General features: G+C 72.4%; 16 protein-coding genes and 3 pseudogenes. 13 read left to right on the forward strand and 6 right to left on the reverse strand.

Annotated features, from left to right (window positions below):
- Window positions 1-71: 71 nt before the first annotated feature.
- Window positions 72-767 (reverse strand): annotated as a pseudogene (locus ACFVXA_RS00705) (helix-turn-helix transcriptional regulator); the annotation flags it as partial.
- A gap of 374 nt (window positions 768-1,141) precedes the next feature.
- Here ACFVXA_RS00705 and ACFVXA_RS00710 point away from each other — a divergent pair.
- Complete coding sequence (locus ACFVXA_RS00710) at window positions 1,142-1,807, forward strand: SDR family NAD(P)-dependent oxidoreductase (RefSeq protein WP_383903040.1); 666 nt, start codon at window positions 1,142-1,144, stop codon at window positions 1,805-1,807.
- Between the two features lie 41 nt (window positions 1,808-1,848).
- Here ACFVXA_RS00710 and ACFVXA_RS00715 read toward each other — a convergent pair.
- Window positions 1,849-2,817 (reverse strand): annotated as a pseudogene (locus ACFVXA_RS00715) (helix-turn-helix transcriptional regulator).
- Between the two features lie 212 nt (window positions 2,818-3,029).
- Between ACFVXA_RS00715 and ACFVXA_RS00720 the strand changes: the two are divergent.
- The 8 genes and pseudogenes from ACFVXA_RS00720 to ACFVXA_RS00755 all read left to right on the forward strand — a co-directional run bounded on the left by ACFVXA_RS00720 (window position 3,030) and on the right by ACFVXA_RS00755 (window position 10,912).
- A pseudogene (locus ACFVXA_RS00720) lies at window positions 3,030-3,696 on the forward strand (aldo/keto reductase).
- A gap of 173 nt (window positions 3,697-3,869) precedes the next feature.
- Window positions 3,870-4,283, forward strand: a complete 414-nt coding sequence (locus ACFVXA_RS00725; protein WP_362019764.1) for a cupin domain-containing protein — start codon at window positions 3,870-3,872, stop codon at window positions 4,281-4,283.
- Between the two features lie 26 nt (window positions 4,284-4,309).
- Window positions 4,310-5,287, forward strand: coding sequence for an aldo/keto reductase (locus tag ACFVXA_RS00730; RefSeq protein WP_362019056.1), 978 nt, complete (start codon window positions 4,310-4,312; stop codon window positions 5,285-5,287).
- A gap of 306 nt (window positions 5,288-5,593) precedes the next feature.
- Complete coding sequence (locus ACFVXA_RS00735) at window positions 5,594-6,817, forward strand: cytochrome P450 (protein WP_390023524.1); 1,224 nt, start codon at window positions 5,594-5,596, stop codon at window positions 6,815-6,817.
- 253 nt (window positions 6,818-7,070) lie between these two features.
- Complete coding sequence (locus ACFVXA_RS00740; RefSeq protein WP_390023298.1) at window positions 7,071-7,817, forward strand: nuclear transport factor 2 family protein; 747 nt, start codon at window positions 7,071-7,073, stop codon at window positions 7,815-7,817.
- Window positions 7,814-8,155, forward strand: coding sequence for a YciI family protein (locus ACFVXA_RS00745; RefSeq protein WP_362019065.1), 342 nt, complete (start codon window positions 7,814-7,816; stop codon window positions 8,153-8,155). Before ACFVXA_RS00740 ends, ACFVXA_RS00745 begins: the two co-directional genes overlap by 4 nt.
- A complete protein-coding gene (locus ACFVXA_RS00750; protein WP_390023526.1) occupies window positions 8,146-9,402 on the forward strand; it encodes an RNA polymerase sigma factor in 1,257 nt (418 codons plus the stop codon). Before ACFVXA_RS00745 ends, ACFVXA_RS00750 begins: the two co-directional genes overlap by 10 nt.
- 52 nt (window positions 9,403-9,454) lie before the next feature.
- Window positions 9,455-10,912 (forward strand): MFS transporter, encoded by a 1,458-nt coding sequence (locus ACFVXA_RS00755; protein ID WP_390023301.1) that lies wholly within the window; start codon window positions 9,455-9,457, stop codon window positions 10,910-10,912.
- Here the strand turns inward: ACFVXA_RS00755 and ACFVXA_RS00760 are convergent.
- Window positions 10,887-11,165: an SDR family oxidoreductase gene (locus tag ACFVXA_RS00760; protein WP_362019071.1), complete on the reverse strand. Its 279-nt coding sequence runs from the start codon at window positions 11,163-11,165 to the stop codon at window positions 10,887-10,889. The two genes, ACFVXA_RS00755 and ACFVXA_RS00760, sit on opposite strands and share 26 nt — an antisense overlap.
- Window positions 11,166-11,343: 178 nt before the next feature.
- Here ACFVXA_RS00760 and ACFVXA_RS00765 point away from each other — a divergent pair, with 178 nt between their 5' ends.
- Window positions 11,344-12,048, forward strand: a complete 705-nt coding sequence (locus ACFVXA_RS00765) for an alpha/beta fold hydrolase (RefSeq protein WP_383903058.1) — start codon at window positions 11,344-11,346, stop codon at window positions 12,046-12,048.
- Here ACFVXA_RS00765 and ACFVXA_RS00770 read toward each other — a convergent pair.
- Window positions 11,993-13,630, reverse strand: a complete 1,638-nt coding sequence (locus ACFVXA_RS00770) for an alpha-amylase family glycosyl hydrolase (protein ID WP_389464299.1) — start codon at window positions 13,628-13,630, stop codon at window positions 11,993-11,995. The genes ACFVXA_RS00765 and ACFVXA_RS00770 overlap by 56 nt on opposite strands.
- Before the next feature lie 54 nt (window positions 13,631-13,684).
- On the opposite strand from ACFVXA_RS00770, the gene ACFVXA_RS00775 reads away from it, so the two are divergent.
- The 3 genes from ACFVXA_RS00775 (at window position 13,685) to ACFVXA_RS00785 (ending at window position 17,093) form a co-directional block, all read left to right on the forward strand.
- Window positions 13,685-14,599 (forward strand): class I SAM-dependent methyltransferase, encoded by a 915-nt coding sequence (locus ACFVXA_RS00775; RefSeq protein ID WP_390023303.1) that lies wholly within the window; start codon window positions 13,685-13,687, stop codon window positions 14,597-14,599.
- 138 nt (window positions 14,600-14,737) lie between these two features.
- Window positions 14,738-15,637 (forward strand): acyl-CoA thioesterase, encoded by a 900-nt coding sequence (locus ACFVXA_RS00780; RefSeq protein ID WP_389754272.1) that lies wholly within the window; start codon window positions 14,738-14,740, stop codon window positions 15,635-15,637.
- Window positions 15,627-17,093: an MFS transporter gene (locus ACFVXA_RS00785; protein WP_390023306.1), complete on the forward strand. Its 1,467-nt coding sequence runs from the start codon at window positions 15,627-15,629 to the stop codon at window positions 17,091-17,093. Before ACFVXA_RS00780 ends, ACFVXA_RS00785 begins: the two co-directional genes overlap by 11 nt.
- 227 nt (window positions 17,094-17,320) lie before the next feature.
- Here ACFVXA_RS00785 and ACFVXA_RS00790 read toward each other — a convergent pair whose 3' ends face one another.
- Window positions 17,321-18,046 carry a GntR family transcriptional regulator gene (locus ACFVXA_RS00790; protein WP_362019089.1) on the reverse strand — a complete coding sequence of 242 codons (726 nt, stop codon included), beginning with the start codon at window positions 18,044-18,046 and terminating at the stop codon, window positions 17,321-17,323.
- Window positions 18,047-18,209: 163 nt separating this feature from the next.
- Window positions 18,210-19,376, reverse strand: a complete 1,167-nt coding sequence (locus ACFVXA_RS00795; protein ID WP_390023308.1) for a serine hydrolase domain-containing protein — start codon at window positions 19,374-19,376, stop codon at window positions 18,210-18,212.
- Window positions 19,377-19,437 lie beyond the last annotated feature (61 nt).

Here is a 19,437-nt window from a genome sequence, read left to right on the forward strand (position 1 = left end):
GCCTGAAGCCGGGGCAGGGTCCCGGTGGCGCGGCGTCACGGGCTCGTTCCGAGCGTCGCTCCCTTCGACGGCCGGGCGCCCGCGGTCGCGTCGAGCAACAGTCGCGCGAAGTCCGGGCTCTTGAGCAGGAGTTCGTCGACGAGGCCGGTGAGGTCGGGCGCGTCGGGGTCGGTGCCGGCCAGGGTGCGCAGGCGGGCGACGCAGCCGCGGATCTGGTTCTCCCAGTCGTCGAGGAGCGTGCGTGCCGTGGGGTGGAGGAAGACATAGCCCACGACGTTGCGCTGCCCGGCCGGCCAGTCCTCCATGCCGGCCATCAGCCGCAGTCCGCCCGGATTCGAGGCGAGCACCTCCATCGTGCGGCTGACCACATGGGCGGGGTAGGGCCGCATGCTCTCCAGCAGCAGCTGGACGCCGGGTGCCACGGTCCGGCTGGGGGCGGCCGACGGCTCGGGCGTGGAGCGTGCGGCGCGTGCGGCGAGGACGCGCAGGTGCTCGCGCTCGTCCCCCTCCAGGCGGAGGACGGCGGCGAGGGCGTCGACGACGGACGGACTGGGGTTCTTCTCCCTGCCTCGTTCGAGGCGCGAGTAGTAGTCGATGCTCACCCCGGCGAGGGTGGCCAGCTCCTCACGGCGCAGGCCGGGGGTGCGGCGCAGCCCGGGGCCCTGCGGAAGGCCGACCTCGGCGGGGGTCACCCGGGCGCGGCGGGCCCGCAGGAACCGCCCCAGCTCGCTGCCGCCGTTGCCGCCCGTCTGCTGCTCACGTGCCATGTCCTCCAGTGTGAAGGCCCCGGTGACCTGCGCGACAGCGATGTGGGGGCCCTGTCACACCCCGGAACACGGCTCCCTGGCACGGCGGGGTGCCACGGGGCTCTCTGACACGGCGGGGTACCACCGGGCTCCCCGGCACGGCGGGCTGCCACCGGCTCGGTGGCGCCCTGGCCGTCGCGGTGGTGGAAGGCGGCCGTCGGCCGCTTCGCCGGCCGCTTCGCTGACAGTCGTCCCCTCGGAGCAGATCATTGAGGTGTACGAACGTGTACTGCCTCCGACGGGCGGTACCCCTTCGTCGTCGATTCCTCCACGCTGGAACCACGAGGACCACCGACAGCTCCAGGACCATCGGGCCATCCAAGAAAGCCAGGACCATGACCACCATCGCCATCATCGGAGCGGGACCCGGGCTCGGAGCCGCCGTCGCACGGCGGTTCGGCGGCGAGGGCTTCGACGTAGCGCTCGTCGCGCGCACCCAGGAGCGGACGGAGGAACTCGCCGCCGACCTGGCCCGAGAGGGCATCACGGCGCGCGGCTTCGCCGCTGACGTACGGGACCCGCAGGCCCTCGGGGCCGCCCTGGACGCGGCGACCGCGACCCTGGGCCCGATCGAGGTTCTGCAGTACAGCCCGATCCCGCACCGTGACTTCATGCGGCCGGTCCTGGAGACCACCCCGGACGACCTCACCGGCCCGATCGAGTTCTCCGTGTACGGTCCCGTCGCCGCCGTGCAGCAGGTGCTGCCCGGCATGCGCGCTCTCGGCCGCGGCACCATCCTCTTCGTCAACGGCGGCACCGCCGTGGTCCCGCATCCCGACCGCGCCGGCACGTCGATCGCCTTCGCCGCCGAGAGCGCGTACGGCCATCTGCTGCACGACACACTCGCCGCCGACGGCATCCATGTCGCCCAGCTGATCATCCCGGGCGCGATCATCCCAGGACACCGGAGGAAGGATCCGGGGGTTCTCGCGGGGACGCTGTGGGACCTCCACCAGGACCGACACGGGTTCCGGCACTTCGCGGACGACCTGGACTCATAGCCGTCTGTCGTCGGTGTGCGCCGCGATACCGGGCGACGGCATCAGGGCGACGAGGACGCGGTCCCGCTCGGCGTGGCGTCCGGTGGCGCGGCCGTCGTCCCGCTCCTGTCCGTGGAGGACTGGGAGGCGAGCAGGTCGAGGAGGAGCAGCGCGTCGTACGCCGGGGTGCCGGGTTCGGCGTAGTACGTGATCAGGCGGTGGCTGGGGGTGCCCTCCAGTTCCATGGCCTGGTAGCCGAGGGTGAGGTCGCCGACCTCGGGGTGGTGGAAGGTCTTGCGTCCGTGGGTGCTGCCCAGCGCGTCGTACCGCTCCCACAGGCGGGCGAACTCCGGGCTCTTGAGCAGCAGTTCACCGGCGAGCCGGGTCAGGCCGGGCGCGTCGGGGTCGGTGCCGGCCAGGGCGCGCAGGCGGGCGACGCAGCCGCGGATCTGGTGCCCCAGTCGTGGAACAGCTCGCGGGCCGCCGGGTGCAGGAAGACAAAGCGCGCGATGTTGCGCTGCGTGGCAGGCCAGTCCTCCAGCCCGGCCAGCAGACGCAGCCCGCCCGGGTTGCAGGCGAGCAGGTCGTCGGTGCGGCTGACTACGTGCGCGGGATACGGCCGCAGTCTCTCCAGCAGCAGTTTCACGCCGGGCCGTACGGTCCGGCCGGGGCACAGTCGGCGGTTCGGGCGCGATGGGGGTACCCCCTGCTCGGGCGGAGCCGAGAGCTTGGGGGAGGGAGGCGCGGGCGGCCAGGTCGCGCAGGTGCTCGTGCTCGTCCTCCTCCAGCAGGAGGGCGCGGGCGAGGGCGTCGACGACGGCTGGGCCGGGGCGGGTCTCCCTGCCCCGTTCCAGGCGGGTGTAGTAGTCGATGCTGATCCCGGCGAGGGTGGCCAGTTCCTCACGGCGGAGCCCCGGTGTGCGGCGCAGGCCGGTGCCGGCCGTCAGGCCGACCTCGGTGGGGGTCACCCGGGCCCGGCGGGCGCGCAGGTAGCGCCCGAGCTCGGTGCCGTTGTCCGGCTCGCTCGTCATGCCATCGAGTGTGGCAAGGCCGTGACCTGGGCGACAGGCGCTTGAGGGGCCCTGTCACACCCCGGAACACGGCTCCCCGGAACACGGCTCCCCGGCACCGCGCGGTCTGCCACGCGGAGGTTCCGTCGGGGAGGGTTGACGTCGTTGGAGATCACCTCCGGCGCAGGGCGCCACGTGTCCGAGGGGACCCGAGAACCAGACGGAGCACCACCATGCAGCACATCGAACCGGGACAGCTGGACGTCAGCCGGATCGGCATGGGCGCCATGCCGATCAAGGCCCTCTGCACCGGCGCGAACACCGAGGACGAGGAACTGCTCGGCAAGGCGCTGAAGGGCCGCCGTGACGGGATGGTGCCGGCGTCGAAGTTCGGCTTCGTGTCGTACTCGGGCCCCCGGAGGGCGCGCTCGACAGCGGCCTCCAGACGGAGTATTCCCTGTGGTTCCGGGAGCCGGAGCGGGAGATCCTGCCGGTGACGCGTGAGTTGGGCATCGGCTTCGTGCCGTGGCGCCGCTGGGCCGCGGCTTCCTGGCCGGCGGATTCCGTACGACGGACTGGTTCGACACCGAGGTCGACCCGCGCGCGACCATGCCGCGCTTCAACGACCCCGAGTACTTCCAGCAGAATCCGCGCGTCGCCGACGAGGTGAAGGCCATGGCCGACGAGGTCGGCATCACTCCGGGGCAGCTGTGCCTGGCCTGGCTGGTGGCGCAGGGCGACGACATCGCTCCGATCCCCGGTACCCGGCGCGTCTCCCACCTGGAGGAGAACGTCGCCGCCGACGGCATCGAGCTGTCCGCCGCCGTGCTCCATCGGCTCGACCGGCTCACTCCGGCCGGGCCGTCGGCGATCGCCTCGGCAAGGACCACATGGGCATGATCGAACACGACTGCCCCGGGAAGACCGCACGGCGTCCCGGTGCGCCGAGCATCGTCAGTTGGGTCAGTTGGGTCAGTTGGGTCAGCTGGGCCAGCACGATCAGCTCGACCCGCTCGACCCGCTCGACCCGCACGGCCAGCACCAGCAGCACGATCAGCGCGAGGAGAAGAACGTTGGAGATCCTGAAGCAGCAGCCCACCAGCAAGGCCCCGGCCGACTGGTTCACCGGTGACGTGTGGTGGGACGTCGTCCACGCGGGCCAGGAGCCGTCCCGGATGCGCGTGAACCTGGTCCGCTTCGCGCCGTGCGCCCGAACCGACTGGCACGCGCACGCGCTCGGCCAGACCCTGCACATCGTGTCCGGAATCGCGCTGATCGGCACGCGCGACGGCACGGTCATCGAGGCGCACCCCGGCGACACGATCCACACCCCGCCGGGCGAGGAGCACTGGCACGGCGCAGCCCCCGACCGCTTCATGGAGCACCTCGCGATGTGGGAGGGCAAGGGCGACGGCAGCCCCGAGACCACCTGGCTGGAGAAGGTCGACGACGCCGAGTACCGCGCACCGCGCAGCAGCACCCGCTGAGCCACGAACCCGAAAGGCACGAACACATGCGTACCACCACCCTGGGCAGCAAGGGCCCCGAGACCGGCGTCATCGGCCTGGGCTGCATGGGCATGACCTTCGCCTACGAGATGAAGGCCCCACGGGACGACGCCACCTCCGTCTCCGTGATCCACCAGGCCCTCGACCTCGGCTCCACGCTCATCGACACCGCCGACGTGTACGGGCCGTACACCAACGAGGAGTTGGTGGGCCGGGCGCTCGCCGGCGGCCGACGCGAGCGGGCGCTCCTCGCCACCAAGGTGGGCCTGTATGTCGCCGACCCGACCGGCGGTCCCGACAACTCGCCGCTCATCGTCAACAACGGCCGCCCCGAGCACGTCCGGCAGTCGATCGACGAGAGCCTGCGCCGGCTCGGCACCGATCACGTGGACCTCTACCAGCTCCACCGCGTCGACCCCGAGGTACCGCTCGAGGAGACCTGGGGCGCCATGGCGGAGGTGGTGGCCGCGGGCAAGGCGCGGTTCATCGGCCTGTCCGAGGTGACCGTCGAGCAGATCGAGCGGGCACAGGCGGTGCACCCGGTGGCGTCCGTGCAGTCCGAGATGTCGCTGTGGACCCGGGACGCACTGGACGAGGTCTTGCCGTACTGCGAGCAGGAGGGCATCGCCTTCCTGCCCTTCTCACCCCTGGGCCGGGGCTTCCTCGCCGGACGGTTCACGTCCTTCGACGACCTGCCCGAGGACGACTTCCGGCGCAGGCTGCCGCGCTTCCAGCAGGACGCGCTGCGCGCGAACCTGGCCATCGTCGGCCGGGTGCGGGAGATCGCCGAACGGGCGGAGGCCACTGCGGCACAGGTGGCGCTGGCGTGGGTGGTCGCCCAGGGGCGGTTCGTCATTCCCATCCCCGGGACAAAGACCCCGAAGTACCTCGCCGACAACGCGGGCGCGGCCGACGTCCAGCTGAGCGCCGCGGACCTGGCAGCGCTGGACGCCCTGCCCGCGCCGCAGGGCGGCCGGTACTGAACGACCGACGCCCGGTCAATTCCTCGTCGAACGGCCGAGAACCGGAAGAAACTCATGCGAGCAACACCCATGTACGGCGCCGGCGACGCGGCTGCCGCCGGAGGCCGTGCTGCCACCTTCCTGCCATTGCTCAAAAGATGCGCCCGGCATTGGCTCGCGGTGCCGCTGCGTACGGTGTGGTGAGCGGGCAGAATCGAACGTCGTACGGTTCAATCCGTCGTCTCCGCAAGCCAGTCGGACTACAGCCCAAGTCCGCATCCCCGTAAGGAGCACCCGGTGGACACGTCACCCGCCGCGCCGCACCGCATGGACCCCGCGGGCGGCTGCCCGCACGCGGACAACGCGCGGCTGCTCGCGCGGGGCGCCGTCACTTCGGTGGTGCTGCCCGGTGAGGTGGCGGGCATGGCGGTGCTCGGGCACGACGCGCTCAGGGAGTTCCTCGCACACCCTGAAGTCGCCAAGGGGGCGGCGCACTTCACCGCTCTGCGGGAGGGGCGGATCACGGCCGGGTGGCCGTTGCTGACCTTCGCCACCGTGCGGGGGATGACGACCGCGGACGGAGAGGACCACCGGCGGCTGCGTTCGCTGGTGAGCAGGGCGTTCACCGCGCGGCGCGTCGAGGAACTGCGGCCGCGTGTGGAGGAGTTGACGGCCGTCCTGCTCGACGCCCTGCACCGTGCGGCGCGGGACGGTGGGGGAGTCGCCGATCTGCGCGGGCACTTCGCGCTGCCGCTGCCGATGGGCGTCATCTGCGAATTGCTCGGGGTCGACGCCGAATACCGCGACCGACTGCACCATCTGTCGAACCAGGTGGTGGCCACGGACATCGGCCCGGAGCAGGCCGTCGCCGCGAACCGAGAGCTCGTGGCCGTCCTCGCCACCGTGGCCGCCCGGCGGGCCGCGGCACCCGGCGACGATCTCACCAGCGCCCTGATCGCCGCCCGGGACGAGGAGGGCGACCGGCTCGGCCAGGAGGAACTCATCGGCACCCTGGTGCTGATGATCATCGCCGGGCACGAGACCACGCTGAACCTCATCACCAACGCCGTACGGGCGTTGTGCGGCCACCGTGACCAGCTGGACCTGGTCACGAAGGGCGACGCGAGCTGGGCGGACGTCGTCGAGGAGACGTTGCGCTGGGACGCGCCCGTCAGCTACTTCCCGTTCCGCTATCCGGTACGGGACATGACCGTCGACGGGACCGTCATCCCCCAGGGCACGCCGGTGCTCGCCGGCTACTCGGCCGCGGGGCGCGACCCGGCCGCGCACGGACCCGACGCCGACCGCTTCGACGTCACCCGCCCGGGCCGGCCCGGTGCCGTCCGGCATCTCTCGCTCGGGTACGGCGCCCACTACTGCCTAGGTGCCCCGCTGGCGCGCCTGGAGGCCACCATCGCCCTGGAGCGGCTGTTCACCCGCTTCCCCGACCTCGACCTCGCCGGGCCCGAGGCGGAACTCTCCCGTCACTCCAGCTTCGTGGGCAACAGCGTGCGGGCGCTCCCGGTGCGGCCGGGAACCTCACGCGGCTGACCCCACGGGGTGCCCGAAGTCCCGTCGCTGACCCCGCGCATTCCACCCATACGACACCGCGATGGCCCTGAGCCGACCCCGACGTCAGTGGTACGGGAGGGCGGGAGGAGCGGAGCCGGAACAGGAGCCGGGGCCCGCGCCTCGGCTCCCTCGCCTGTCCGGCCGTACGCAAAAGAATCAGGGCAGGGTGTCGATTCGCCGCCCGCTCGTTCGTCGGTGGGGTGTAGGAAGCTCATGAGCACCGGGAGGAACCATGAAGTACATGCTGCTGGTCTGCGGTGACGACACCGCCGACTCCTCGGGCATGGCACCCGTCGAACCCTGGGTCGAGGAGCTGGGCGTCGAACGCGGCGTACGGCTGCACGGCCACCGGCTGCGGCTGCCCGCCGACGCGGTCACCGTACGGGTGCGCGACGGTGAGGTGCTGCGCACCGACGGCCCGTTCGCGGAGACCAAGGAGTACGTCGCCGGTTACGACATCCTCGAGTGCGCCACCATGGAGGAGGCGATCGAGGCGGCCGCCAAGCATCCCGTGGCGTCCGTCGGAGCCATGGAGGTGCGCGCGTTCTGGGAGGACGAGGACGCCCAGGGGGAGATCCGCCGGCTCGACGACGAGCTGACCGAGGCGCTGCGCGAGCGGGACATCGACCGGAGGCTGGCCTGCTACACGGCCGACACGGAGGTGTTCCACCCGATGAGCGGTCTGGAGGAGCAGGGGATCGACGCCCTCCGCAAGGCCCAGGAGTGGTTCCTCTCCACCGTCACCGGGCCCGTACGGCGCGAGGTGCTCGCATTCCGGCTCCGCGTCGACGAGAGCGTCGCGTTCAGCCACGGGCTCGTCCGGATCCGCGGCACGTTCACTTCGGGCGAGCCGCTGGACAGCACGGCGCGGGTGACCACCGGCTACCGTGCCGTGGGCGACCGTTGGCTGATCGCCCACGAGCACGCGTCGGTCCCGTTCGACGCCGGAATCGCGGGAGACGAGGAGGACCGGTCATGAAGTACGTCCTGTTCATCTGCACCCCCGTGGGCGGCGAGGAGCTCAGCCCCGAGGAGATCGCCGACGACCCCCGCTTCACCTCGTACATCGAAGAGGTGCGCGCCCGCGACATCGTCAAGGGCGGCGCGCGGCTGCGGCCGTCCACCGACGCCACCACCGTCCGCGTCCAGGGCGACGAAGTCCTGCTCAGCGACGGTCCGTTCGTGGAGTCCAAGGAGTACGTCGCGGGCCTCGACATCATCGAGGTCGCCGACCTCGACGAGGCCATCGCGCTCGCGTCCCGGCACCCGGCGGCGCTGGGCGGCGGCTCGGTGGAGGTGCGGCCGGTCTGGGAGTGAACGACGCGGTGGAGGCGGCGGTCGCCGCCGCCTTCCGCGAGGAGTGGGGCCAGGTCGTCGCCACCCTGATCCGGGTGACCGGCGACTGGGACCTCGCCGAGGAGTGCGCGCAGGACGCCTTCGCGCAGGCCCTGGAACGGTGGCGGCGCGACGGTGTGCCGCGCCGCCCCGGCGCCTGGCTGACCACGACCGCGCGCAACCGCGCCCTGGACGTGCTGCGCCGGGAGACGGTGGGGGCACAGAAGCTGCGGGAGGTGGCCGTGCTGGCGCGCGACGAGGGGCCGTACGACCCGGAACACGGGGACGACAGCGGGCTCGGGGACGACCGGCTGCGGCTGCTCTTCACCTGCTGCCACCCCGCGCTGCCCATCGAGGCCCGGGTGGCGCTGACCCTGCGCACCCTCGCGGGGCTGACCACGCCCGAGATCGCCCGCGCCTTCCTCGTCCCCGAGGCGACCATGGCGCAGCGACTGGTGCGCGCCAAACGGAAGATCCGCAACGCGGGCATCCCCTACCGCGTACCGCCCGCGCACCTCCTGCCCGAACGCACCACGGGCGTCCTCGGCGTGCTCTACCTGCTCTTCAACGAGGGGTACGCCGCCACGGCCGGCGCCGATCTGGTGCGCACGAACCTGTGCGCGGAGGCGATCCGGCTCGCCCGTGTGCTGGCCCGTCTGATGCCCGACGAGCCCGAAGTGCTCGGACTGCTCGCACTGTTGCTGCTGCACGACGCCCGGCGAGGCACCCGGGTCGACTCGGCGGGTGAACTGGTGACGCTGGAGGACCAGGACCGCACGGCCTGGGACAGGACGGCGGTCGACGAGGGCGCGGCGCTGCTGGAGACCGCCCTGCGCCGGGGGCGGGCGGGGCCGTACCAGATCCAGGCGGCCATCGCCGCCTGCCACACCACCGCCGCCGCGGCCGAGGACACGGACTGGGCCGATATCGCCGCCCTGTACGGCGAGTTGCTGCGCTTCGTGCCCTCCGCGGTGGTGCGGTTGAACCGGGCCGTGGCCGTGGGCATGGCCGAAGGCCCCGAGGCGGGCCTCGCCCTGGTGGCGGAGCTGGAGGAGGAGGGAGCGCTGGACGCCTACCACCTGCTGCCCGCCACCCGCGCGGACCTGCTGCGCCGTATGGGGCGCACGGCCGAGGCCGCCGAGGCGTACGCGCGGGCGCTGGCGCTGGTGGAGAACGACGCCGAGCGGCATTTCCTGGAGAAACGGCTCGCGGAGTGTCGATCGGCATAACGGCCGTTCGTCGGTGGGGTGAAAGGACCCGATCCCGACCCTGGAGACTCTCGTGACCGCCACCACCACCTCCGCGGACCTGCACGTCACCACCCCCGACCCCCGCCGATGGCGCGCCCTCGCACTGCTCTGCCTGGCCGGATTCATGGTCATCCTGGACTCGCAGATTGTCGTCCTCGCGCTGCCGTCCATCGCGGACGGACTGGGCTTCTCGACGGGCGGCGCACAGTGGGTCATGAGCGCCTATCTGCTCAGCTTCGGCGGTCTGCTGCTGCTCGGTGGCCGGATCGCCGATCTGCTGGGCCGCCGCCGCGTCTTCATGACCGGCACCCTGCTGTTCGGGCTGTCCTCGCTGCTGTGCGGGTTCGCCTGGAGCGCGGGCGTGCTGGTGGCGGCGCGTGCCGTCCAGGGCGTGTCCGCCGCCGTCATGGCGCCCACCGCCCTGTCGCTCCTCCTCAACACCTTCGAGGAGGGCCCCGAGCGCAACAAGGCGCTCGCCATCTGGTCCGGCAGCGGCGGCTTCGGCGCCACGGCCGCGTTGCTGATCGGCGGCCCCCTCACTGACGTACTCGGCTGGCAGTGGGTCTTCTTCCTGAATGTGCCGGTCGCCCTGCTGCTCCTCACCCTCAGCCCCGTCCTGCTGCGCGAGAGCCGCACCGAGGCGCGCACCCGCTCGTACGACCCGGCGGGCGCGCTCACCGTCACCGCGGCCCTCGTCGCCTGCGTGTACGCCGTCGTCGAGGCACCCCGCGCCGGCTGGCTGTCCGCGCAGACGCTCGGCCTGTTCGCCGTCGCCGGCGTGCTGACGCTGCTCTTCGTCCGGGTCGAGGCGCGGTCCGCGCGGCCGCTGGTGCCGCTGCGGCTGCTGCGCGCACGGTCGGTGAGCGGCGGCAACCTCGTGGTGTTCCTGCTCGGCAGCTGCGCCTTCGGGATGTCGTACACGCTCTCTCAGTACGGGCAGGGCGTGCTCGGTTACTCGCCGCTGCGGTTCGGGCTCTACAACGTGGTGATGCCCGCGACCGCCGTCATCGGCTCGTACGCGGGCCAGGCCCTGGTCACCCGCGTCGGCGCCCGCCCGGTCGCGGCCGGCGGCCTCGCGCTGGTCGGCGTGGGCAGCCTGTTGCTCGCCGGGGTCCCGGTGGACGGCGGTTTCGTCCGTGACCTGTTCCCCGGGCTGTTGCTCTTCGGGCCCGGCCTGGGCGCCTGCGCGGTCGCCGGGTCGATCGCGGCGCTGACCGGCGTGGAGGAACGCGAGTCGGGCGTGGCGTCCGGCATCAACACCGCGGCCTTCCAGATCGGCGGCGCGTTCGGAGTCGCCGTCGTCACCTCGGTCGCCGTGTCCTACGCCGGCGGGACGGGTCTCGCGGGCCTGACCGCCGGCTACCGGGCCGCGTTCACAGCCTGTGCCGTCCTCGCCGCGCTCGGCCTGGGCTGCGCGCTCGCCCTGCTGCGCGGGCCCGGACGACCGGCTCCGGACCGCGTGGTCACGACGCGTCGAGCGCGTTCGTGATCGCCTTCACCCCGCCGTGCGCGGAGTAGCCGCCGTCCACGGTGATCTCGGCGCCGTTCACGTACGACGACTCGTCCGAGAGGAGGTACACGACCAGCGGCGCCACCTCCTCGGAGGTGCCCGGGTGGCCCTGCGGAGACATCGCGAGGTGCGCCTGGGCGAAGACCGGGTTCGCGGTCGCCATCAAAGGGGTCTCGATGTATCCGGGATGGATCACGTTCGTACGGATGCCACGGGGCGCGAGCTCCAGCACGATCGACTCCTCCAATTTCTACGAGTTGGCCAGGTCACCAACACCGCGCAGCAGCACAGCGCCGGGCTGCGGACCCGGAGGGCGCACGGGGCGCCTGCCACGCCGGCCCTCCAGGGTCGTCGCAGATCCTCCGCACCTGCCACGTCGGCCCTCCGCGGTCGTCACATATCCTCCGCGCATGGTTGATCATCGTTCGGTCGACGTGGGCGGGGTCCGGCTCGCCTATCGGGTGGCCGGTCCGGAGGCCGCTCCGCCGCTCGTCCTGTTGCACGCGCTGGGCGAGGACAGCACCGACTGGGCCGGGGTGGTGCCCGCCCTCGCCCGCCGACGACGGGTGTACGCCCTCGATCTGCGCGGTCACGGCCGGAGCGACTGGCCGGGGGAGTACTCGCTCGAACTCATGCGCGCCGACGTGTTCCGGTTCCTCGACGGGCTGGGGCTCGGCACGGTGGACCTGATCGGGCACTCCATGGGCGGGGTGGTGTCCTACCTGCTCGCGCAGGACCAGCCGCGGCGGGTGAGCCGGCTGGTCCTGGAGGACGTACCGGTTCCTCGGCCCCGCGAGAAGACCACCCCGGCCAGGCCGGACGGCGACCTCACCTTTGACTGGGAGGTGGTGCCGGCCATCAGAAGGCAGATCGACACGCCCGACCCCCGGTGGCTGGGGCGGCTGAGCGGGATCACCGCCGACACGCTGGTGCTGGCCGGCGGCCCGGGCAGCCATGTGCCCCAGGACGGCATCGCCGAACTCGCCCGCCGCGTCCCCTGCGGGCGAGTCGTCACCCTTCCCGTCGGACACCTCATCCACAGCGCGGCGCCGGAGGCGTTCACCGAGGAGGTTTCGGCGTTCCTGGATGATGCCGGGACGCGGCCTGGCGGCTGAGGTCGAAGATTCCGTACGCGAAGCCCTCGGCGGTGATCGTGGAGCCGTTCACCTTGACCCTGTCGGCCTCAAGAGGCGTCGCGGCGCCGACGCCTTCGTGGACGTAACTCGCCTTTCCCCGCTGGGGGTTGATGACCACCAGATACCGTCCGCCGCGCAGATGCACCAACGGATGGCCGGCGTGCAGCACCTCCACCGAGCCACGGGAGCCGAGCTCCGGGGTGTGCGTGCGGAGGGTGATGAGGCGGCGTACGAGGTGGAGGAGCGAGGTCTCGTCGGCGCGTTGGGCGGCGACGGTGGGGCGAGTGGGGGACGGGTCGACGGGGAGGTAGAGGCGGTCCGGCTCGGCGGTGGAGAAACCGGCGTTCGGGCCGTCGTCCCACTGCATCGGGGTGCGGGAGCCCGCGCGGTTGTAGCGGGGGCCCAGCACGCTGCCCTCCCGGTCGGGCAGACCCGGGACGTAGCGCATGCCGATCTCGTCGCCGTAGTAGATCGCCGGAAGCGTCGGCCAGGTGAGCTGGAAGGCGAAGGCGGCGGGGAGCTGATCGGCCGTGCGGGGGCCGCAGTTGAGGCGGGAGAAGTCGTGGTTGGCGGTGGGCAGGGAGATGAAGCCGCTGTCGCCGAGGGTGGTGGAGGCCTTGTGCCAGGCCTCCACGAAGGGGCGGGGCGAGCCCTTGCCGCTGGGGTCGAAGAAGCAGTCGAGCGGGTCCCAGGCGTCGTTGACCGTGCCTTCGCCATTGCTCCACAGCGAGCGCAGCGCGAGGCCGTCGGTGGGGCCGCCGAACTGGAGGAAGAAGTCGGCGTGGAAGCCCGCGGGAACGGACACCTCGGGCTCGCCCCACTCCGAGAGCAGCACCGCGTCCGGATGCGCGCCGTCCAGCCAGTGGCGCAACTCGGCCCAGATCTTGGCGGTTTCCGTCTTGCCGGGATCGTCCTTCACCAGCGAGGCGGCCATGTCGACCCGGAAGCCGGCCAGGCCGAGACCCAGCCAGTGGTCCATGATCGTGCGCAGGGCGGCCCGGTTGGCGCGCGGGCCCTCGGCGTCCACGGGCAGGCGCCAGGGTTCGGCCGGATTGTCCTGCGCGTAGCCGAAGTTGAGCGCGGGCTGGAAGGCGAAGAAGTTCGGGAGGTACGCGCCCGGACGGGTCCCGGGGGACGGGACGAAGCCGTCGGGCGGCCGGTCCTCGGACGTCCAGATGTACCGGTGGTCGTTCGGATCGTTCGCGGCGGCCTTGAACCACGGGTGTTCGTCGGAGGTGTGACCCGCCACGAGGTCCAGCAGGACGCGGATGCCGCGGCGGCCCGCTTCGTCCACCAGCTTAGCGAGGTCGTCGTTCGACCCGTAGCGGGGCGCGGCGTTCAGGTAGTCGCAGACGTCGTATCCGGCGTCGCGGAACGGTGAGACGAAGCAGGGGTTGAGCCACACGGTGTTGACGCCCAGCCACGCGAGGTGGTCGAGGCGCTCGGCGATCCCGTCGAAGTCGCCGATGCCGTCGCCGTTCGAGTCCGCGAACGACTGCGGGTAGATCTGATAGAAGACGGCGTCGGCCAGCCAGGCGGGGGCGGGACGGAACGAAGTCATGCAGGGGACCATAGATCAGCACACCCGGCGCCCGCTGCCCCTAAGCTGAAGGCGATGTTCTCCCCGCAAGGTCCCACCCTCCGCGAACTGGCCGTCCAGGCCCTCTCGTCCGTCGAGCACGGCTACGACCTGCTCGCGCCGAAGTTCGACCACACCCCGTTCCGCACACCGGACTCGATCCTCGACGCGGTGGGGCGGGCGCTGCGCCCTCTCGGGCCGTTCGACGCCGGGCTCGACCTGTGCTGCGGTACGGGGGCGGGCATGGAGGTGCTGCGGGGGCTGTGCCGGGAGAGGGTCACCGGGGTCGACATCAGTGCCGGGATGCTGGCGGTCGGGCGCGAGCGGTTGTGTGGCGCCGAATCCGTGCGGTCGGGTGTCGATGATCCGGGGCGGTTGCGTGCCGACGTTTGCGCTGGGCCGAGTGCCGACGATGCGGGGCGGCTGTGTGCCGACGTTTCCGTTCGGCCGAGTGCCGGCGATTCCGGGCCGTCGCGTGTCGACCGTCCCGAGCGGTCGCGTCCCGCGGGGGCGCCGCCGGCCGTCGACTGGGTGCGCGGTGACGCCCGCGCCCTCCCCTTCGGTTCCGCGTTCGACCTGGTCGTGAGCTTCGGTGCCTTCGGGCACTTCCTGCCGGGAGAGCTGCCGGGCCTGTTCGCCCAGGTCCACGCCGTACTCCGCCCCGGCGGGCGGTTCGCGTTCCCGATCATGGCGCCGCCCGGGCCGAGCTCGCCCTGGTACTGGGGCCTGCTGGGCTTCGACACGATGATGCGGGTACGCAACGCCTTCTGGCGCCCGCCGTTCGTCATGTACTACCGGGCGTTCCGGCTCGACGACGTACACCGGGAGCTGGCCGGGGTCGGGTTCGAGGTGGACCTCCACGCCCTGCCCGAATTCGGCGAACGCCGGGACGGCAGCCCGCGCTGCCGGATGGTCGTGGCCAGGAGGGGCCCCGGAACGCCGCCCGTCTAGACACTCCAGGTCCACTCGTCGAGGCAGGGCTCTGTCCCTGAGTTGATTTGTTTTCCAAACTCACCGGCTATAGTGAGTCTGTTTTTCAAACTAACCGGCTCCATGCCTGCCTGCAAGACCGACCGTGCGAGGAAAACCATGAAGGCCCCACCATCCGTCATCACACACCACACGGGTGAAGCCGTGGCCCGTATCGACCCCCTGTGGTGGTCCTGGCGCGGCGCACACGGCGGACATGCCGCGGCTGTCGCGCTCTCCGCCGTACAGGACCGGGTCGGCACCGAGCGGTCGGGCCCGGTCCGCGCGCTGACGACCCACTACCTCTCCCCGGTCGACACGCGCCCGCTCGCTCTCTCCGTGACGGTGCCGTCGGCCGGACGCCGTGCCTCGACCTGCACCTTCACCGCCGCCCAGGGCGGGCGCCCGGTGCTCGTCGGCTCGGCGGTGTTCGGCCCGGTCCGCCCTGGGCCGTCGTACGAGGGGAAGACCGCCCCGGACGTCCCGGGAGCGGCGGACTGCCGGCCCCTGGAACTGCCCGGCCAGCTGGTGCCCTTCGCGAAGCAGGTGGAGATACGCCCGGCCACCGACTCCCTGCCACTGGCCGGAGGCGAGGACGCCGAACTGGTCACCTGGGTGCGGTTCGCCGATGACCGGCCCCTGGACGCGGGCGCCGTCGTCACCCTGACCGACGTCCTGCCCCCCGCCCTCTATGTGCGCTGGCGCACCCCGCGCCCCGTACCGACCGCCGAACTGACCGTCCACTTCACCGACGCGCTGGACGGCGGCACCCCGGAGGGCTGGGCCCTCGTCCGGATCCGCACCGAGCAGGCCGGCAGTGGCTGGGCCGTCGACGACAGCGCCGTCTGGGCGGCGGACGGCCGCCTGCTGGCCGTCGCGAGACAGGCCCGGGTCGTCCAGGAGGCGCGGGATGCCGACTCCCGCGACGGCAGCCCTGACCGGGGCGACGCCTCGGTGGGTGAGGGCCTCACCCATTCGGTCGACGCGGCACTGTCCGGAGGAGTGTCCGATGGCCTCTGACCTGCGCTCCCCGGTGACCGAGCGGCGCCCGGCCCAGGCGGTGCGCCCCGTGCCGGTCCTGATCGCCGCCTGCCTGGGCCTGTTCACCGTCTTCCTGCAGACCACCCAGACGATCGGCACCCTCAGCGCCGTCCAGGACGATCTGCGCATCGCCTCGGCCGACCTGGTGTGGGTGCCCAGCATGTACACGCTGGTGGTCGCCTCCTGCGTGCTGGGCGCGGGCGCGCTCGCCGACCGGTGGGGGCGGCGGCGCGTCTTCCTCGCCGGGGCCGCCACGATGGCTGCGGGCGCGGTGGTGCTGGTCCTCGCCGGGAACCTGGCGACCGTCCTCGCCGGACAGGCGGTCGCGGGCCTGGGCGGTGCGCTCATCACGCCCAGCTCGCTCGCGCTCATCACCCATGCCGTCCCCGACCCCCGGCGCCGCGCCGGAGCGATCGCCGCCTGGGCGGCCACCTCCGGACTCGGCCTCGCCATCGGGCCCGTCACCGCGGGCCTCGCCCTGCGCTGGTGGACCTGGCACAGCGCGTTCTGGCTCAACCTCGTCGTCGCCGCGCTCGGGGCGGCGGCCGCCCTCCGGTTCGTGCCGGAGTCGCGGAACCCGGCACCCCAACGCCTCGACTGGGCAGGCCAGTTGACCGCCATCGGTGGGCTGGCCCTGATGGTCTTCTGGCTGATCGACGGCGGCCACCACGGCTACGGCTCCGGACGCGCCCTCGCGGCGGCCACCGCGGCGGTCGTCCTCCTCGCCACCTTCGTCGTGGTCGAACTGCGTCGTACAGCACCCATGGTCGACCTCCGCCTGATGCGCGATCCGTCCTACGCGGCCTCTCTGCTGCTCGCCGCGACCGTCCTGTTCGGCTTCGTCGGGCTCTCCCTCCTGGAGGTGCTGTGGCTGCAGCGGGTGCGCGGGCTGAGCGCCCTGCAGGTGGGCGCCCAACTCCTCGCGGAATTCGGCACGTTCATCGCCGCCTCGGTGCTCGCGGGAGCGCTCGTACGGCGAGTCGGGCCACGCACGCTGATCACCGTGGGACTGCTGCTCGCGGCCGTCGGGGCCACGCTCTTCGCGCGCGTCGATCCGGGCACGACGTTCAGCGGATACGCCGCCGCCCTCGCCGTCTTCGGCCTCGGCTGCGGTCTGGCCAACGCGCCGTCCACCGCGCTCGCCGTCAGCCACGTACCGCACGGTCGCGAGGGCGAGGCGGGCGGCACGGTGAACGCCGCCCGGCAGATCGGCGCCGTCCTCGGCACCAGCGTCCTCGGCACGCTGATGACCTCGCGTTTCGGCGACCGCGCCGGCCAAGTCCACGACCCACGGGTCGCCTTCACCGACGCGGTCGGCTACGCGGCGGGGGTCGTGGTGACGGTGCTGCTGGTCGGCACGGCAGTCTCACTCGCGTCCTCTGTGTGGTCCCGACGTGCCACGCGGCTCACCTCCGTGCCGGCCGAGGAAAGCTGAGAAGAGTCCGCCCCGGCCAGGGCGGACGGGTCCGCGCCGCCCTGAGCAGGGCGGACGGGTCCGCGCCGCCCAGAGCGGGCGGGCCCGTCCGTTCCCTCAGCTGCGGACGAAGTCCAGGAGGCCGGGGTGGCTCTGGCGGTGACGCACGAGGCGGTGGTCAACGGCGCCCATGTGTCCCCGACGGCCCCCGTCCACCGTACGCAGGCACGTCCGCCGCTCCGGGGAGGTCATCCGGCCGCCGGCAGCGTGAACTCGTAGACCAGGGCGTCCTGTTGGGCGTCCACCATCAGGTCGGTGATCTCCAGCGGCCGGTCGTACTGGTCGTGCACGCGCCGGGTCACCCGTACGGACTGCGGGAGCCGGCTGATCGAGTCCCGGTGGTGCAGGGTCAGCCCCGCCTTGCGCATCCAGTCGTATGCCCGCTGGAGTTGCGCCGACGCGGTGCCGTCCGCGCGGTCGCGGTAGCGGGCCAGCTCCTCGACCTCGGCCACCGCGACCGCGGAGAAGGACGTGACGGCCGTCCGCAGCCCGGTGCCGTCCGGCGCGGCCGACTCGTAGCGGTGGACCAGCGTCGGCCGCCGCGGGGCGAGTCCAAGGGCCTGCGCGTGTTCCGGTGGGGGAGCCTCCCAGTTCACGGTGGTCCGCTGGACGGCACACGGTTCGCCGCTGTGCGCCCCGACGGGGAAGTCGAGCGACGGGACGTGCTCGGCGACGCTGTCGGGCAGCGTCGCGTGACTGCCCCGCCGGTCGGTGGAGACCAGACCGCCGCGCCGCAGCATCTGCAGCGACTGCCGTACGGTCTCCCGGCTGACGCCGAACCGGTGGGCCAACTCCCTTTCTCCCGGCAGGCGTTCACCGGGCGGAATGGAACCGTCGCGCAGCTCGCCGAGCAGCTGTGTGGCGATCCGCGCGTAGAGCGGCTCGTGGTCGGATGGATGGGTGGTGCGGGCCATGTCCGCGCCTCCTGCGTGGTGACAAGACGTAGCCGTGCGGGCTCATTGCGCGACCACATCTAGCATTGGTCTAAACCACCAGGGAAGAGCGGCTGGGCAGTTCGGCCGATTTCAGCCCGCGCCCGTCGGCCCGGCCCGCACCCTCCGCGCGGCGCGAGCCCGCTCAGAGCGCGCTGTACAGGGCATCCACGAGCGCCATCTTTCTTGGGTCGTCGGCGATGTGCGGGCCCATGCGGTTCATGACATACCCCAGGGAGACACCCGCCTCCGGGTCGGCAAGGCCGCAGGAGCCGCCGAATCCGTCGTGTCCGAAAGCCTTCGGGTTGGGTCCGTACGAGCGGTTCGGCCCGCTCAGCCACAGTCCGAGCCCGATCTCCGTCTCGCGCGCGAACCCGGCGCCCAGCACCAGGTCACGGCAGCTGCCCTGCCCCTCGCGCACCCGCCCGGCGGCCTCGGGCGAGAGCACCTGCCGGGAGCCGTACGTGCCCCGCCCGGCGAAGACTCCGTACAGCGCGGCGACCGCACGGGCCGTGCCGTGGCCGTTGGCGGCCGGGATCTCGGCGGCCCGCCACTTTGGTGTGTTGGCCTCGGCGGCGCCGACGACCGGGTTGGTGAGGGCGGCCAGCGCCGCGGGTGCCAACTGGGCGAAGATCGCGGCCTGTTCGGTGCTGGGCGCGGCCGACGAACGCACCAGCTCGGCCGCCCGGTGGGCCTCCTTCTCCGGCAGCCCGATGGTGAAGTCGATCCCGAGCGGCCCGGTCACCTCGCGCTCCAGAAAAGCCCCCGGCTTCATCCCCGAGATCCTCCGCACCACCTCGCCGACCAGGTGCCCGAACGTCAGCGCGTGGTAGCCGGACCGTGTCCCCGGCTCCCACCAGGGCTCCTGCGCCGCGAGGCGCTCGACGGTCTGCTCCCAGTCGCAGAGCTGAGCGAACGTATGCGGCTCGCGCAGCCCGGCCAGGCCCGCGCGGTGGGAGAGCAGATGCCGTACGAGAACGGACTCCTTGCCCGCCGCCGCGAACTCCGGCCAGTACGCGGCCACCGGGGCGTCGAAGTCGAGCAGCCCCCGGTCGGCCAGGATGTGCGCGCACAGCGAGGTCGGCCCCTTCGACGTCGACCACACGTTGACCAGTGTCTCCCGCTCCCAGGGACGGGTGCGAGCCGCGTCGGCCCAGCCGCCCCACAGGTCCACCACGGTCTCTCCGCCGAGCGTGACCGACACGGCCGCGCCCAGCTCACCGCGGTCGCGGAAGTTCTCCTCGAACGCGGCGCGCACCGCCGAGAATCGCGCGTCGCAATGGCCTTGCACATCAGGCGCGAGCTGGGACATCAGACCTCCGTCATGCATCCGCGGGTGAACCTGGAAGGATCCGGACCCGCCGAACGTACCG

This window comes from Streptomyces sp. NPDC058246, assembly GCF_042881985.1.
Taxonomy (GTDB): domain Bacteria; phylum Actinomycetota; class Actinomycetes; order Streptomycetales; family Streptomycetaceae; genus Streptomyces.